The sequence below is a fragment of the Paenibacillus sp. Soil787 genome (genome assembly GCF_001429545.1).
Classification (GTDB): Bacteria; Bacillota; Bacilli; order Paenibacillales; family NBRC-103111; genus Paenibacillus_E.
The window spans coordinates 45,241-62,991 of the sequence record NZ_LMSP01000020.1; the positions used below are offsets into that span (position 1 = coordinate 45,241).

10 protein-coding genes and 1 riboswitch are annotated in these 17,751 nt (G+C 46.0%); of the genes, 2 read left to right on the forward strand and 8 right to left on the reverse strand.

The features are described from left to right. Positions 1-176: 176 nt before the first annotated feature. Positions 177-1,652 (reverse strand): amidase family protein, encoded by a 1,476-nt coding sequence (locus tag ASG93_RS18595; protein WP_056834118.1) that lies wholly within the window; start codon positions 1,650-1,652, stop codon positions 177-179. A gap of 533 nt (positions 1,653-2,185) precedes the next feature. On the opposite strand from ASG93_RS18595, the gene corA reads away from it, so the two are divergent. Both corA and ASG93_RS18605 read left to right on the forward strand, forming a co-directional pair. Continuing rightward, positions 2,186-3,136 (forward strand): magnesium/cobalt transporter CorA, encoded by a 951-nt coding sequence (gene corA, locus ASG93_RS18600; RefSeq protein ID WP_056834120.1) that lies wholly within the window; start codon positions 2,186-2,188, stop codon positions 3,134-3,136. 301 nt (positions 3,137-3,437) lie between these two features. After that, positions 3,438-4,403, forward strand: a complete 966-nt coding sequence (locus ASG93_RS18605; protein WP_056834122.1) for a cation diffusion facilitator family transporter — start codon at positions 3,438-3,440, stop codon at positions 4,401-4,403. A gap of 60 nt (positions 4,404-4,463) precedes the next feature. Here the strand turns inward: ASG93_RS18605 and ASG93_RS18610 are convergent, their stop codons facing one another. The 7 genes from ASG93_RS18610 to ASG93_RS18640 form a co-directional block, all read right to left on the reverse strand. After that, positions 4,464-5,522 (reverse strand): LacI family DNA-binding transcriptional regulator, encoded by a 1,059-nt coding sequence (locus tag ASG93_RS18610; protein WP_056834124.1) that lies wholly within the window; start codon positions 5,520-5,522, stop codon positions 4,464-4,466. A 190-nt stretch (positions 5,523-5,712) separates the two neighbouring features. Further along, on the reverse strand, positions 5,713-8,586 hold the full coding sequence (locus tag ASG93_RS18615) for an S-layer homology domain-containing protein (RefSeq protein ID WP_056834126.1): 2,874 nt from the start codon (positions 8,584-8,586) through the stop codon (positions 5,713-5,715). 60 nt (positions 8,587-8,646) lie between these two features. Beyond that, the gene (locus ASG93_RS18620; protein ID WP_056834128.1) at positions 8,647-11,799 is read right to left on the reverse strand and encodes an efflux RND transporter permease subunit; all 3,153 of its coding nucleotides are present in this window, start codon (positions 11,797-11,799) and stop codon (positions 8,647-8,649) included. Further along, positions 11,796-13,829 carry an efflux RND transporter periplasmic adaptor subunit gene (locus ASG93_RS18625; RefSeq protein WP_056834130.1) on the reverse strand — a complete coding sequence of 678 codons (2,034 nt, stop codon included), beginning with the start codon at positions 13,827-13,829 and terminating at the stop codon, positions 11,796-11,798. Before ASG93_RS18625 ends, ASG93_RS18620 begins: the two co-directional genes overlap by 4 nt. Before the next feature lie 265 nt (positions 13,830-14,094). Further along, a complete protein-coding gene (locus ASG93_RS18630; RefSeq protein WP_156410956.1) occupies positions 14,095-14,904 on the reverse strand; it encodes an ABC transporter ATP-binding protein in 810 nt (269 codons plus the stop codon). Next, positions 14,905-15,723 carry an ABC transporter permease gene (locus ASG93_RS18635; RefSeq protein WP_235550889.1) on the reverse strand — a complete coding sequence of 273 codons (819 nt, stop codon included), beginning with the start codon at positions 15,721-15,723 and terminating at the stop codon, positions 14,905-14,907. Positions 15,724-15,746: 23 nt separating this feature from the next. Then, positions 15,747-16,769 (reverse strand): ABC transporter substrate-binding protein, encoded by a 1,023-nt coding sequence (locus ASG93_RS18640; protein ID WP_056834132.1) that lies wholly within the window; start codon positions 16,767-16,769, stop codon positions 15,747-15,749. Between the two features lie 65 nt (positions 16,770-16,834). Beyond that, positions 16,835-16,943: riboswitch (guanidine-I (ykkC/yxkD leader) on the reverse strand. Positions 16,944-17,751 lie beyond the last annotated feature (808 nt).

The window sequence follows — 17,751 nt, forward strand, 5'->3', positions numbered from 1 at the left end:
CCCTTTGGAGTTTTTCGACCGAAGTCTAAAAACTCTGATTAAGGGAATTGTCTCAAAGAATGAGGGAAGTTTCTATACACTAACTTATTTGACGCTTACAAAGGCTGAACGCGGCAGCCTTTTTACGTTTGTTCAACTATAGTTCTGCGTTAGCGGTACAAGCTGACATATCAAGTCTAATCAAATTTAGGAGGAAAACGGTGATTTGTAGCTTGTTCAAAACCGTACGCAATTTTAATCAATGTAGGCTCACTAAACGCTCTACCTGAAAAAACTACACCAAAAGGACCTTTTGTAGAATTACCATTTGAGTCAATAACTCCCTTTGATGAATATCCTGCTGGAACAGAAATCAATGGATATCCCAATCGAGCAGCAATATACAAGCCATCCACATCACCAGGAACCAGCAATGCATCTAACTTATACTTGTCTAATGCATAATCTATTCCTTGTTTTAGAGCTAATTCCATGTATTCTTGTTTCTTCTGCAGATAAGTTATCTCAGTCAGACTTGTTTCTTCTGATCTTATAAGCGTGTCTTGCCCATATCTTAAAGCTTCCTCCATATGGTTTTTATTATATTCAATCAATTCTTCCAAAGAGTGAATCGGTACAGTATCCGCTAATTGTGATAAGTATCTATTTAAACCTTTTTTAAATTCGTAGGTAATGACATCATTATTCCAATTTTGCTGCTCAACGTGAAGAATGACAGAATCAATAATTGTTGCGCCTTCCTCTTTCAATGTATGGATGGCAGCCTCCATGATAGAGAGTCTTTCTTCGTCTAAATCCTTATAATAGTGTCTTGGGATACCAATTCTTGCCTGACGCAAAAAGTTCGAATCTAAAAATGGTGTGTAATCTTGATGAGCACATTTTTCGCTCGCTAAAGTAGCACTATCCTGGTCGTCAACTCCAGTTAATGTACCTAAGATAATAACTGCATCCGAAACATTCCTAGCTATTGGTCCAGGGGTATCCTGACTACTTGAGATAGGTATTATCCCTGCCCGGCTAACTAGTCCAACAGTAGGTTTGATTCCCACAACATAATGTTGACTTGCAGGACCTACAATGGACCCCGCTGTTTCCGTGCCTATTGATGCCGCTCCCAAATTTGCAGCTACGGCAGCCGCAGAACCTGAACTAGAACCACTAACAAATAACTCTCCTTGACCATATGGGTTAAGAACAAACCCGCCTCGTGAACTGTATCCCGCTGGCATAGAACTTGATATAAAATTGGACCACTCAGACATATTTGTTTTACCGAGAAAAACGGCACCTGCTGCTCGCAGTTTTGAGGCTATAAATGAATCCTTTGCTGCAAATGATCCAGCTAAAGCAATTGAGCCGGCACTCGTGTGCATTTTATCCTGCGTATCGATATTATCCTTTAGTAAGATGGGAACCCCATGCAGTTTTCCCCGACTCCCTTTTTCCTTACGTTCTTTGTCTAAAGCTCTGGCAATTTCTATTGCTTCTGGGTTTATTTCTAAAATTGAATTGATACTCAAATCATATTTATTAATTCGTTCTAAATATACTTGAACTATTTCTTCAGATGTTATAGAACCTGCTTCCATAGCTGTTTGCATACTTGTAATATCTGCTTCTATAATCCATTCATTCATCTTAATATTCAATTGAGTAACTCCCCTAAATTAATATGACGGCGCATTAAACATACCATAGTTGCTTAACATATTGGAAGTATCCTGCCCGTTAGCGTAATGATAAAATCAAAATTGAGTTTTTAACAGAGCCCAGCAGCACAGTAAGTCGTTTAGTGCAGAACAGTAAGCCGTCACCCTTTGGGTCGAAGCGAAGCGGAGAAGCCGAAGGCTTGACGAGCGTTTCCTTTAGCTGACCCTTTTGATGCCCTTCAAACTTAAGTTTGAAGGGCTGCCTCCCGGCGAGGGAATATGGGATTCAAAAGGGAGCTATCCCATTTGCCGCCGGAGGTTTATATTGTTCATTTTTATTCTTTATTAAAATTTATGGTATTCTTTATATATAGAGAAAAACTCTTTAGTAGATGTGTATTAATATTCTGGACAACTCAATAACTACACGGACGCTAGAAAGTATTACTATGTACACACTTATGTACACATTCTTTACGTTATATAAATGCTAAAATTAAGCAGATGAAAATATGAGCCAAGGAGTTTTAATGATGATTCGTTCCCTTGCTATTACCATGGACTTCAAGGTGCTCCATAATGTCCCTTTCGAGGAGCTTCTAGGCCCGAACATTAAGTGGTATTGGGTCGACTTTCATAATCCAAGCGAGGAGGAAGCGCGGCATCTGAAGGAGCATTTCCACTTTCATCCGCTGGCTATAGAGGACTGCTTTTTCTTACTGCAACGACCGAAGATGGATCACTATGAGAACGTTCACTTTTTTGTGATGCATGGGATTAATGCTATGACACTTGATGCTGAAGAAGTCGACATGTTTCTGGGAAGTAACTACATTGTGACCTTTCATTTGCATGAATCGAGGGAAATTGAAGATGCTTGGAGCCGAATTTCGGAACAAGAACTGTTGCGGAATGAAGGTCATATTTATGCGGCCTATCTAGTTCTCGACAATTTGGTGGATCAATATTTCCCTAGCATCTACCTAATCGAAGATCAATTGGATGATATCGAGAACAATTTTGATGCCGAATCCATTGAAGTCTTAATGAAACATATTTTTGGAATTCGGGCCAAATTGTTAAAATTGCGTCGCACCATCGTGCCCATGCGTGACTTGCTGTACAGGGTCATCAATACAGATCGAATCGAGCATCTTCGCGAGCAGCTCGTCTTTTTCACGGACATTCATGATCATCTGCTCAAGCTGTCTGAAATGATTGATTCTAACCGCGACATGACGGCTGATATGAGGGATAGCTATATCTCCCTGAATTCAAACCGAATGAATACTATCATGAAAACGTTGACCGTAATCACGACGATCTTCATGCCATTAACGTTCATTGCTGGTCTTTATGGGATGAATTTCGCTTATATGCCTGAACTGAAGTGGCACGGGGGTTATTTTGCAATTCTCGTAATCATGTTTGGGATTGGTTTCGGTATGTTCGCTTGGTTTTGGAAAAAAGGCTGGTTTAAATAGAAGGCTTTACTTTCGCTGGATTGTCGGCCCGTTTAAACAAAAAAAAGGAACCCAGCCAACGGGGCCGAGTTCAAAAGTTTATATTAAAAAGGGGGTCTTGGTTATTATAATACCTCGCCAACATTATGAAACCATAACAGGAACATTTCAATTATGTTACAAATTAGAAAGCGCTTTATTTTACACACATTATACCTGTCTCACGCTCTTCATATACTCTTTACACAAAATCAGTTGCACCTTACGAAAGTCTGGCATATAATGATCTTAATTAGAATTATTATAAATAAGGAGGAAACGTATGAGTATCGAATACGACTATCACCATCTCCATCATGTGAAAGAACAGAGCAAATCCAGAAAAACGTTATGGATAACTCTCATACTGACCGCCTTTTTCACTATTGTAGAAATTGTAGGTGGGGTGCTCTCTAATTCACTTGCATTGCTATCCGACTCTGCTCATATGATCTCCGACGTCATCGCTTTGGGACTAAGCATGGTTGCTCTGAAGCTGGCTACTCGTCAGCCTAATGCGCGGTTCACCTTTGGTTTCCTGCGGTTTGAGATTATCGCTTCATTTCTTAATGGGTTAGCCCTCTGTATCATTGCTTTGGGCATTTTCATCGAAGGGATTCAACGTATGATTGACCCGCAGCCGATTAAGCTTACTCTTATGCTCGGGATTGCCTCCATCGGTTTCGTTGTCAATCTTGTGCTCACATTGGTTCTCCATAACAGTGTGAAAGAAGAGGACAATCTGAATGTGAAAAGCGCGCTGTGGCACTTTTTCGGCGATTTACTCAGCTCGGTAGGTGTCATTATCTCTTCTATTATCATTTATTACACAGGACTTCTCTTTTTCGATCCTCTGATTTCGATGGTTATTGGCGGTATTATTTTCATTGGTGGGAGCAAAATAATTCGAGAATCTTACCTGATTCTGATGGAGTCAGTGCCTGAGCGCTTCAATTTGGATGAAATTCGCAGCGAGATCGCGGGTGTTGAAGGCGTTGAAGATGTGCATGAGATGCATCTGTGGGCGGTTTCGACGGATCACTACTCTTTAACCGCGCATGTGTTCATCAATCCTAACATTCAACCCTTCTGTGTTATTCTTGCGATTAATGAAACGCTGAAAAGCAAATATGGCATCGAGCACTCCACCATCCAAATTGAACATGCCGACATTAATCCACATGGGGATTATGGCAAAGAGTTCTTGAAGCATCAACGACAAACGAATAGAAATGAGCTTCAAATCTAATCAGGGATATGCCAAAAAGACCGCTATACTTCTCATCATAATGAGAGTATAACGGTCTTTTCATGTTGTTGTAGATTTCCGGACAATCATTTCCAAATCAATAAATAGCTCATGTACGTGAATACGCGGCAGGTACTCTTCCAGAAGCTGTGTATTCTCCTCGTCCAAGTCTTCACCAATCTGCCGCATCAGAAAAGCCGCCACTAAGCTCGTTTGCAGCTCGACAGGCATATCAAAGCTTGTGATAGACGGAAAGCTGGCCTTAGAAAACAGTTCATTATCCATTCCAATCAACTGCACATCCTCTGGCACGCGAATGCCTCGCTCATGACATACAGCTAGAAGCTCTAGCGCCAACGCATCATTAAAGGTGTAGATGCCGATAGGTCGCTGCTCCCCGCTTATGCGCAGAGCTTCCTCCAGTGTACCTTCGATACCGAGCTCTCCCGCATCCAAAAGCGCATGCACCGTCGACTTGGCATTATTGCCTAGTCCTGCCATAAACCCTTTAATACGCTGCTCGTTGGCCCCCATCCCTTTGCGCCTGCCGGCATAAATAATAGAGCGGCAGCCGTTTGCAAGGAAATGCTGGACAGCTTCCGTCGAAGCCTTCGCGAAATCCAAATTAACCGCCAGCTTGACGATTTCGCTAGGCCAGCCCCAGCCATTAAAGATAACCAGCGGCGTGCCCTCCCCGACTAACTGCTGGGTCGATTCCATACTCATCGCTAAACCATGGCTCACTAAACCGTCAACTCTTCGCTGCAGCAAGTGTTCCAGGTGACGCTTCTCGATCACTGGATCCATCCCCGCTGCTGAAAAAACGGATAAATGATAGCCGAAACTATGTACTTTCTGCTCCAACTTCTCTGCAAATCGGCCATAATAGCCGCCAAAATGCGGTATGATAAGCCCTAACTCATAAGATCGACGCCGACTAAGGTTCGTTGCCATCACATTGCGGCGATAACCCAGCCGTACAACAGCCTCCTCCACTTTGCGTATCGTCTCCGGCGACATCGGCACCTTTCTCCGATTCAGAACATTGGAAACCGTCGCAATGGAAACGCCCGCTTCGGAAGCAACATCGACTATGGTGGGCTGTTTACTTCTCTTCATAAGAAATCCCTCATTCTTGAAATGCTTTAACTCATTTTATCGATAAGCAAATCGCTCGTCAAATTTCGAAAGTGGTGATAGGAGTGATTTCTACTTAGTACCGTTGCAGCAAAAAAGACCGCTTATAGAGAATTTACTCTCTAAACTACGGTCTTCTTCGGAGTCTGTTCCTTTTTCTATTTCTCTATCCCTATTGACTGTTACCTGCACTCTGTTTAGCTTGCTCGACAGCTAAGGGGTCCACAGGAAGACTAATTCCCTGCTGAACTTTCAAAATCCGCTCAATGACAATAACCGCTTGCGCTCTGGTTGTCGCCTCGGCCGGAGCGAGGTTTCCAGCGTTTAAGCCTTGAAGAATCCCTTTGTTCACAGCTCCGAGCATGACAAAGTTGGGGTTTACAACTGTATTCATTTTCTGTAGCTCGGGGCTTACGAAGCGCAGGGCCAACGTCGCAATCTCCTGACGAGTAATCGGCAGATTCCAATCCGTTTGAAGATCCCCCGCTTGCAAGATGCCCGTTTTTTGTAGAACGTCTAGATAAGGCTGATACCATGCTTGATCTGTACTGACTGTAGATACGGGCACGTTCATGGCCTTAACGGCTAGTTTTAGAAATTCAGCTCTAGTAATGGCGTGATCAGGAAGGAAGCTTCCGTTACTATACCCTTCAACGAAGCCTTTATCTGCTGCTTGAAGAATAGAATCTTTGGCCCAATGGCCCTCAAGATCATTGAAATTAGCACTTAGACCGCTTATTAAAGTCGGCAAGCTTCGATTCGTTAATGAGTTGTCGCCGAGCTGCCCCGTGTAGTTGCCTCCCCATGACCAAATGGTGCCATCTTTCAGCTTCACAATACTGTGAGTCCCGCCAGCGGCTGCTGTATCCGCAGTGCCTAAGTTCTTCATTAGCACTGGTTTGTTCTGATTGGTTTTTGAACCGTCACCCAATTGACCAAATAAGTTCTGACCCCAAACCCAGACTGTTCCATCGTCTTTAACCGCTATGCTGTGATAAGTACCGGCTGCAATGGATTTGATATTCATTAAACCGGTGACTTGAACTGGTTTGGTTTGTGTCGCTATTGTACCATCACCTAGCTCACCATAAGCATTATAACCCCACGCCCAAACCGTTCCGTCTTCTTTAAGCGCAAGGGCATAATTTTTCCCAGCGGCTATTGCGACGACTCCAGTTACACCGTTAATCTCAACGGGCTGCTGCTTGCCGGCCAAAGTGCCGTCTCCCAGCTGTCCGCTCGTATTATCCCCCCATGCCCAAATCTTCCCTGTATTTTGCAGAGCCAAATTGAAGTTGGAGCCTGCCGCCACTGCAACGATATTCGACAGCTGCACAATTTGATTAGACTCTGCCGTGCGATCATGACCCAGCTGTCCGTAAGTATTATCGCCATAGCTCCACACGGAACCATTATTTAGCAGGGCAATCGTATGATTGCTGCCAGCAGCTGCTGCAACAACGCCAGTCAATCCATTGACTTGCGCAGGAGTAGTCCGAGACGTCGTTGTTCCATCACCCAGCTGGCCAAAGAAGTTTTGCCCCCAAGTCCACAAGGTTCCATCTTCTTTGACAGCCACGGTATGAGCATCTCCTGCATCCACGGCTACTGCTTGCTCAAGGTTCAGTTGCTCTGGTGCTATTTTAGAGGAGTTCGAACCCACCCCTAGTTGGCCGAACGTGTTACTTCCCCAACCGTAAAGACGATTATTCTTAATGACAAATGTATCATTTTCTCCGGCCGCAAGCGGGAGTACTCTAGGACTCTTCATGATGACCGTGCCTTCACCTGGCTTTACTACAGGTGGATTTATCCAAGTATTCACTTGGATTTGTATGGGAGCAGGTTGGTTATTCAATGTCTTGTCACCCAGCTGACTGTAACTGTTATTCCCCCAAGCCCAAAGACTATCATCTTTCCCTACGGCAAATGTAAAATTGGTACCAGTCCCAAGACGAGCAATCTCTGGGAGCCCATCGACGTGATCAGGGAACGTTTGGTTCCAAGTTTTACCGTCATAAGCGGTTCCTACACCCAATTGGCCTGAGGCATTGTCTCCCCATGCATACACGCTGCCATCTTTCTTTAATGCAACGGCATGAGAGGTACCGGCGGAGATTTGGGTTACGTTGTCCAGCCCCGTTACGAGAAGCGGCAGCTTCTGTTCTTCCGTACCTGAATTGACGGCATTATACATCGAGCTCGGATCCGATGTCATGAGTCCCCATGTCAACACGGTTCCGTCGTCTTTGAGCGCCATGGAATAGTCAAAACCAGCCGCAATTTGAGTAATGTGCCAATAAGAGCTCGTCACCATGATAGGTGTGTTCAACCGATTCTGGTCATATCCGTAACCAAGCTCACCAAAATAGTTGTCTCCCCACGCCCATACGACACCATCTTGATCAATCGCTAAGGTATGATAAGCACCGCTGGCAATAGCTTTAACAGAAACGATGTTTCCTTTGACTTGAACTGGCTTATTTTGTGCTGTATTCGTGCTGTCCCCTAGCTGTCCATACGTATTGTCGCCCCAGCTCCAAGCTGTACCATCGTCTTTGACAACTACGGAGTGAAAATTACCCGCTGAGATCGCCGTCACATGGGTCAAGTCCGCAACCTGAACCGGTGAAGTGCGATCCACGGTGGTTCCATCCCCTAGTTGACCAAAGGTGTTTTCTCCCCAAGCCCACACAGTGCCGTCCGCTTTCAACGCAAGCGTATGGGACTGACCAACCGCAATTGCTTTAATATTCGACAATCCGCTAATAGGGGTTGGTTGATTGCGATTATTCAAACCCGATCCGAGCTTGCCACGCAGATTGTCTCCCCACGTCCACACAGTTCCGTCTTTCTTGAGAAGGACGGTGAAGCCTTTTCCACCACTGATTTGAAGGATGGTAGACGGATTGATATCGGCAGTCCCAGTGGCTGGCAGGCTCGCATCAGCCCAGGCTTTCTCAGGCACTCCCGAGAAAGCCGTAAAGGCACTAAGCAGCATAAGGCCTAACAACCAGAAGGAAACGTTACGTTTCATTTTTTTCATGAGCCTTCTCCTTAGAGCTTTCCTTTGGAAAGCTAACTTCGTAAGCATATTTTCCAAGTATCACAACGAAACTGTCGTTCCCGACTCCTGCGTTGCAGTCGGTTTGCGTTTGAATCGCTTTTTGATCCCGTTCATCCAGCTGTCAAGCAGTGTATAAACAACCGGAATCAACACTAAAGTTACAAGTGTGGACAAGGTTAAACCGAATGCGACAACTGTCGCCATCGACGCTTGTGTCTCCGCGCCATCACCGAAGCCGATTACAAGCGGCAGCATCGCGAGCACCGTCGTTGCCGTCGTCATGAGAATCGGACGCAAACGCACCTTACCAGCTTCAATTAAGGCATCGAAGAGCGGCATTCCTTTGGTGCGCAGTTGATTCGTGTAATCGATCAAAACAATCGCGTTGTTCACAACGATACCGACCAGCATAATCATCCCGATAATCGAATTCATATTGATGGTCCGACCTGTCACAACAAGTCCAAGGATCGCCCCAATGAACGTAGGCGGTAATGAGAACATGATGATAAAAGGGCCGTATAACGATTCAAATTGACTCGCCATAACCATGTAAACCAATACGACCGAAAGGATTAGGATCAAAAACAAGCTCTTAAAGGAATCATTTTGACTCGTCTGCTGACCGCCCATCGTTATCTGATAGCCATCAGGTGGTTGAATGGCATCGATCTTCTGTTTCACCAGAGCGGATACTTCCCCAACCGAAGCGCCAAAAACAGATGCCTGAACCGTCGCTACCCGATTCTGATCTTGTCTGCGAATTTGCGCAGGTCCTGTTCCTGGCTCGACCTTGGCAATCTGGCTGACAGGAATAACCGCCCCAGCAGTCGTATTAATGGTAATATTGTTGAAGTTTTCAAGCTTATTCGTAAAATCGTTCGGATACTTCACGAGAACCGAGATTTGTGAGCTGGCTGTTTTAAATTGCGTAGCGACACTACCCTGGTAGGCAGTCCGCAAAGCTGTCATGACGTCACGCAGCGAAACCCCGTAGTGAGCTGCCGCATCGCGATCAATCGTTAGATTGAATTGCGGGATCGAACGATCCAGTGTATTTTGAACATTTCGCGTACCGTCTACAGAACTGATTTCTTGGGCCACCAAGTCACCCAATTTTTGCAAAATCGTTAAGTCGGGACCGGAAAGATTCACCTGGATGTCTCCGCCGCCAAAATTCCCACCGCCGCCAAGACCTGGAAGCCTTACACCCGAAGGTATACTGACACCAATTTGCGCACCAGCAAAACCAGTCGTGAGTCCACGAATTTGTTCAGCGACTTGATCTGTGCTTTTCTTCCTCTCGCTTAGCGGTTTCAGCCTGATCTGAATACTCGCCGAGTTCGTTGCTGAGGATTGAAAAGCACCGCCCCCAGAAGAGCCAACGGAAGTAAAGACGGAATCGATTTCCTGAACGTCTTTCAATCTAGTTTCGAGCGTCGCCGCTACTTGATTCGTTACTGTGAAATCTGTCCCCTGCGGCAGGTTGATATTTAAATTAACTTGGCCTTGATCCGTCTTAGGCGTAAGTTCATTTCCTACAAACCGAACAGAGTACACACTAGCTGCAAAAAGCAGCACAGTAATGGTGATAATGATCCACCGATGAAGCATTGACCAACGGAGCAACCGTCCATATAAGTGAGTTGTGCGGTTTAAAGCCCGACCGAACCAAATAAATGGATTGAACGACCTGCCTTTAGGCAGCTCCTCATCGACTTTCCCTCGTAGAAGTTTAGCAGCAAGCATGGGAACTAACGTTACTGCCGCGAACCATGCCGCTATATGGGAAAAACATACCACGAGCGCCATCGGCCAGAAAAATTGCTTAACCAAGCCGCCAATAAATACGGTTGGCAGAAATACAGCAATTTGAGCGAGCGCAGAAGCCATAACCGCCGTTCCTACTTCTGCGGTACCTACTTTTGCGGCCTCTTCTGGGGAAAGTCCTTCGTGCCTTTTACGGAAAATACTTTCCAGTACGACGACCGCAAAGTCGACAAGTGAGCCGAGACCAAGGGCCAAACCACCTAAGGTGATTGTATTAATCGTTTGATGTCCGAAATACATCATACTGAACGTACTAATGATCGAAATCGGGATCACCACACCAATAATGAGCGTTGCTCTTATGCTGCGTAAGAAAAATAGCAAAATGATGACAGAAAACACGCCGCCCAGCAAAGTATGCTCGATTACCGTATTCAATGAATCGCGAATAAATTTGGCCGTATCGTTCAATACAGCGACGTGCACGCCCTCCGGCAGCTGGGATTGAATAGATTGAAGCGATTTCTGGATATTACTCGAAACAGAAACCGTATTGCCGTCGGATTGTTTAAGCACCGAAAGACTGACACTGGCTTCTCCGTCTTTACGCGCTTCCAACGTGACATCTTGATACGTGTCGACGATTTGTCCAAGGTCGCTTAGCGCGATCGTTTGACCTTTGCCAAGCTGCACCTGAACTTTGCCAATATCTGCGGTGGATTTAAATTCACCATCAATATGAAGTGGCACTAGTTGTTTACCTTTATTAACGAGTCCTGCATCTGTGGAAGAATTATCATTCCCAAGAGCGGATACAAGTGTGCTAAAAGAAATGTTATATTGCTGCAGGCGGCTCGGCTCGACGAGAATTTGAATTTGTCTCACCCGTCCGCCGGATACACCAACGGATGCCACGCCATCTGCACGCTGAACATCAGGACTGACGATGTTATCAGCTAAATTACGCAGCGTCACTAAATCGGTTTTCCCATAGAGAGCCAATGTCATGATTGGCGTACTGTTTGGATCGACCCTGGACACAACTGGCGCATCGGCATCGGAAGGAAGCTGCCTGCGCACTCTGTCCAATTTATCGCGCATCGTTAATGTCGCTTGGTCAATATCCGTTCCATAGTTAAATTGCAGCGTCACATTGCCCGAACCCGTCCGTGAATTAGAGCTAATACTCGTTACGCCAGCAACTGTCGCCATGGCATTCTCGATCGGCTTCGTAATTTGCTGCTCAATCTGGCCTGGTGAAGCGCCGCTCCATGAAACAGAAACCGTGGCCGAAGGTATTTCTAGGTTCGGATATAGATCGACTGGCAAAAGTGGAATTGCAATAGCTCCCACAATGACCAGCGCGATCATCATCATGAAAATGGTGACTGGACGATGAACCGAGAAATTAGCTAACTTCACTGTCCAGCCCCCGCTTTCGAAGTACCTGCATCAGCTCCGCTTGGACTGGGCTTTGCGCCACCTTGATCAGTGCCTTGACCTTGACCCCCAGATCTGCCTTGACCACCAGATCTTCCTTGGCCTCCTTGGCCTTGGCCACTTTGTCCTTGGCCTTGGCCCTGTCCGCCTTGGCCGCCTTGGCCACCTTGACCACCGGATCTCCCTTGGCCTTGACCTTGGCCCTGTCCTTGACCACCCTGGCCATTTTGCCCACCTTGGCCACCTTTGAAGCCTTGGCCATTTCCTTTGCCAGCACCAGCACCACTATCTTGCCCTGATTGACCTACTTGGACAGGCACATTATCCGAGAGAAGCTCCTGGCCTTTCACGACAAGCTCGTCGCCAACATTCAAACCGCCTGTAATTTCAAAAGAAGAGCTCGTCATTATGCCGACTTTCACAAGCACCTTCGAGGCTTTGCCATCCTTGACAATGAATACGGCGTTGCCGCTTGATTGGCTAAGCACAGCGTCAGCTGGTACGACAATAGATTGCTTACCTTCGCTTTTCAAAGACGATGTTGCGAACATCCCTGGCAGCAGCTCATGCTTGTCGTCCTTCAGCTTAATGTCAACCAAATACGATTTGGAAGTAGCATCCATCGTCGGATGAACAATATATACCGTTCCCTCAAACGATTTATTCAGTGTTGGCACATTAACCGACATCGGTAATCCCGTTTTGAATTTACCGATAGATGCTTCGGATACGTTCACTGTTGCGATGACCGGGTCAAAAGAAGCAATGGACATAACCGCGGATTGACCTGTATTTTGTCCAACAGGTACTAGAATAGAGCTAACAATTCCGTCTAGAGGACTAGTCAATACACCGTCCTGAAGCTGCTCGCTCAGCAATTTTAATTTCGTTTGAGATTGCTGCAGCTGAGCGGCGCTTACCTGCAAAGAATCCGTGGATTGTGCTGTCATCAAGGATTGTTTGGATTGATCAAGCGTAGCTTCTGCACTGTTCTTCGCAATTTCCTGCGAAGACTGCGACTGTGCGAACTGTGTCCGGCTAAGCTCTATCTGAGCCGCAGCCGTCCCCTGTGTGTTTGCCAAAGCTAGAAGCGCAGCGTTCAGAGACTCTTGAGCTACTTGCACGCTCTGAGAGCTTTGAGCTGTCAGGAGAGCATTTTGCAAGTTCGTCAGCGATTGTTGAGCGGACTGCGTATCTTTATATTGAGCCTGCTGAGCTTGCTGCAATTGAAGCTGCGCACTCTGCAGTTTGGCCATCGCAGAAGCTTTATCTGTTGCTGTATTGTACGCAGCTACTGCTTGCTGCACATTCAGTTGATAGGTATCTATATTGTTATTCTGTGTTGTGAGTAAACTATCCAGCTGCGAGTTCAAGTTCGTTTGGGCAACGGTTACGGCTGTTGCCGCATCGGCCTGCGCTTTGCTAAAACTAGCTTGTGCGTTAGAAACCCCTTGTTTTGCACTCTCGATGGAATTTTGCTGAGCGGCTATCGCGTTATTAAGTTGAGCTTGCGCCAAAACAACCGCATTTTTTTGATCATTGATCGTTTTTTCGTAAGCCGCTTGCTGTACAGCCAAAGCTTTTTGAGCCGAAGCCACACTATTGGATTGATCATTAACCACTTTACTATACTGCGCTTGGCTTAAAGCGACGTCACTCTTAGACTGCTCGACGGATTGCTGCAGCGTTGTTGTGTCAATATGCGCCAAGGCTTGTCCTACTTTCACACGATCCCCTACATTCACATCAACAGATGTAATGCGCCCGCTGACTTTCGAAGAAAGATTCGTCGTGAAAGCAGGTGTAATTGAGCCGGTAAATACTTGCCCTCCGCCAATGTCTGATAATTTGACTGGCTGTGTTTCTACCGTCATTTGACGTGTGCCCGAACGACCGTTAGCCCCTGATTTAGCTGTGCCCGTTGTTGCCGTGCTGCAACCAGTTATTGTGACGGTTATTGCGGTAACGACAGCGATGATTGTGATGCTCTTGCGTGAACTGTACTTCCTCATTGGATTGAAACCTCCGTCTACTTCTATTCATTTGGGCAAATCGTTCTTCTTCACCATACTAGAAGTTCATGATAGAACTGTGATGCAAGTGTGAAGAAAAAGTAAAAATTAAAGAAAACTTCTTATCCTTAATGACTACGGATCTCCAAATAGTTGAAAGTAACGAAAAAAAGTTTTGAGAATCCACGATTCATGCCAAAGAAGATGATGAGAAATTCTCATCACCTTCTTTTATTCTGCCTACGATACCAGCATTCACTGCTTGTTACTCCTCATGATCCCCGATAAGCGAAATAATTTGCTTCTTCAGCTTAATGAACGACTCCGAATCTTTGCAATCCAAATTCTCACGAATTCCTTGCGGAATCACGACTTCTTGACGAATCCTTCCAGGATGCGCCTGCATCACATGCACGCGCTGCGATAAGAAAATCGCTTCCTCAATGTCATGAGTAATGAAAACGACGGTCGTTTTTTCCTTTTCCCAAATACGCAATAACAGCTCCTGCATCGAATTCTTCGTCTGCGGATCGAGCGCACCGAATGGCTCATCCATCAGCAGAACTTCCGGATTGTTCGCGAGGGCCCGAGCTATAGCAACCCGCTGCTTCATGCCGCCCGAAAGCTCCTTCGGCAGCGATCTGGCGAACTTCTGCAGCCCAACAAGCTCCATAAATCGATCGGAGATGGCCCTCTTTTCGAACAAAGGAACGCCTTTGAGTGTCAGTCCGAATTCGATATTCTCCCTCACAGAAAGCCAAGGGAACAAGGTGTATGACTGGAATACCATCCCACGATCAGCGCCAGGACCATCAATTTCATGTCCGGAAATGCTTAATGCACCTGTCGTCAAGGGCTCTAAACCCGCAAGAATTCGGAGCAGAGAGGACTTGCCACAGCCCGACGGACCGACAAAACTGACAAACTCATGCGCATCCACGTGGAATGAAACGCGATCCAACGCAACAAACTGAGATTTCTTAGTACTATATACCTTCGTTATATCCGTCGCCGTAATTTTACTCTCAGCCACAACTCTATCATCAGAGGGCTCCATATTCAAAGCGTGCAACATTTAACGACCTCCTTCCAGCCACGGGAAAAATCTGCGGTGACAATAAGCAAATGTACGATCCGTTAGCAATCCAAGCAAGCCAATGGCGATAATTCCTACGAAGATCTGATCCGTATTGAGGAACCGCTGCGCTTTCATAATGGAGAACCCTAGTCCGCTGCTAGCCGCAACCAACTCAGCCACAACGAGATATGTCCAAGCCCAACCGATGATTAATCGCATGGTGTTCATTAAATCCGGCAGTAGAGCAGGAATAAGTACCCTCTCGATGACTTGCCAGCGGTTCGCACCAAGGGTATAGGAGGTTTGAAGCAAATCATTCGATACCGAACGTGTATTATCGGCAACCATCAGCATGAGTTGGAAGAAGCAGCCGATGAAGATGACGATCACCTTCGCCCATTCACCTATCCCTGCCCAAACCATAATAAGCGGGATGAAAGCCGTCGCTGGCATATACCGGATAAACTCTGTCGGAGGAACGAGCAGTGCTTCAGCCAAGCGAAACGTACCAGCCAGAATGCCAAGCGGAATACCCAGTAAACAAGCAAGCAGAAAGCCTGCCCCTACTCGAAATATACTAATGCCAACATGGTTCCAGAATACAGAGCTCTGCAGCTGAATTGCAAACTGACGAAGAACTTGATCCGGTGTAGGCAAGAATGTGCGATTTACAAAGTCGCCATAGCTGAGCACACTCCAGAAGAGCATAGCTATCCCAACAACGAGCACGACACCGGATGTATAGGTTCTACGGCTAATATCGCCCCGTATGGCAAACAACGTTGATTTGCGCCTTTTTTTCACCATGGTGTCCATTTAGAGCCCTCGCTCTCCAGTTGTTATTTCTTACGTTCCTTCAGCACTTCTTCTACAAAGTGTCCATCCAAGAAGCTTTCCGCCTTCGGAATGGAAGTCAACATATCTAATCCCTTTAAGAACTCGGCTGTCTTCTGCGAGGTGAAATTCAGGGATTCTAAGTTGTCACCCTTTTTGAAAGCTTTTACATTATCTTCAAGCTGGAAAATTTTCACGCTATCCACGCCTGCTTTATATTCATCTACCGGCGTCTCCGCCGCTTTGGCCATGATTTTCAAAGACTCTTCAGGATTGGCCTTCCAGTAATCCAAAGCGTCGAACCAAGCGTTGATGATTTTTTTCACGTCTTCCGGACGGTTCTTCGTTATTTCTTCTTTGAAAACTAGCAGATCAGGGATAAGTCCGGGTGTATCCTTGGAAGAAAATAATAGCTTGCCTTTGCCCTCTTGAATCGCCTTGCTGAGGAATGGCTCCCATAGCACCGCGGCATCCAGATTGCCTGAAATGAAAGCAGGTCCTGCATCGTTAACCGTCATATTCGTATAAGCAACATCTTTCTCGGCAAGCCCCGCCTTTTCAAGAGCGGTTAGCATCAGAAGGTGATCAACTGTTCCCAGCTCAGTCGCTACTTTCTTACCCTTTAAATCCTTCAGTGAATTAATGCTCGGCTTCACAACAACACCATCTCCGCCATTGGAGTTATCGTTCACCAGCACTGCTTTGAGTTTAATCCCTTTACTTGCTGGAGCAAGCGTATCACTTAAGGTTTGGCTGTTCGCATCCACTTTACCAGACGCCAATGCTGATAAGGAATCGCTGTACACCGGGAACCAAACGAGATCAACGTTAACCCCGTTTTTCTCAAAGAACCCCTTTTCCTTCACTAAATACCACACAAACCAACCCGGCCATGGACTGAGTGCCAATTTAATCGGTTCTCCACTTTTTCCTGTTGTCGTACTTGTTGCCCCTTTGCTCGCACATCCGCTAACTACTGTAAAAATCAATAGCAACACCATCATCAGAAAACCCACTCTTTGTCTCATTCCGATTCTCCCTCTCCATTTATACTGGTAAAAAGAAAAACCCGGGACGATATCATATTCTGATATCCTCCCGGGCTTTTATCCCTCCGTGTGCACGATGAAGCTCACCGTGTGTCTTCTCTTGGACCTGACCAACAGCCTTCATTCTGTCGCGGAACCCTAGAAAACAAGTTTGCTATGAGGTTGGTACTTCGGTGCCTTACATTTGTCTTAATCATACTTACATCCGGCTTATATGTCAATATATATAACACTAATAAATATTATGTTGTCAAAAAAGCCTCTTGTGTAATAATATATAACACGAGAACAACTATACCGGAGGTGTATACGATGTACTCGATTCATTTCCACATCACCATGTTAGCTAATGAGCACGTTCTACCTAAACCAGTTATATTAACGGGGCCTTCTGTTTCTAAACTTCAAGAAGGACACTCCCTATCCGAGCATCCTCTTCTGATTCCCCCTATAAATAATCAAGCAGCCACTCAAGCTGATAGCCTGCCCGCCGTCTAGGCCTCATAATTATACGAAGACCATCAGGCGATTCTCCTGATGGTCTTTTTCTGTGTCCTTAACATCTGCGGTTAGCGCAGCGCCCCAATGTTGTATTTTCTGCAACAATTTGAGCCCATTTGGTGCGAAACGGTCTGTTTAGGGCCGAATTGTTGTACACTATGCAACAATGAAGGGAGAGAGGCGCGATATGGGCAGCAATTGTTGTACTTTATGCAACATCCTCCATCGAGAGTCTGGATGAATTCCTTCGGCTACCTCAAGTGAGCATATATGACGATGGGTTCCAGTCGAACGCGATATCAAAATAGCCGATCTGCCGTCCTTGCGCACAATTTTTGTGCGCTAGCGTCCGGTCGCGGCAGATCCGACGACCTTGCGCACAATTTTTATACGAAAATGTGGTTTAATGATGGGTTTGCACGTTTTTGGCACAAAAAGACCCACCCCCCGAAAATTTCTT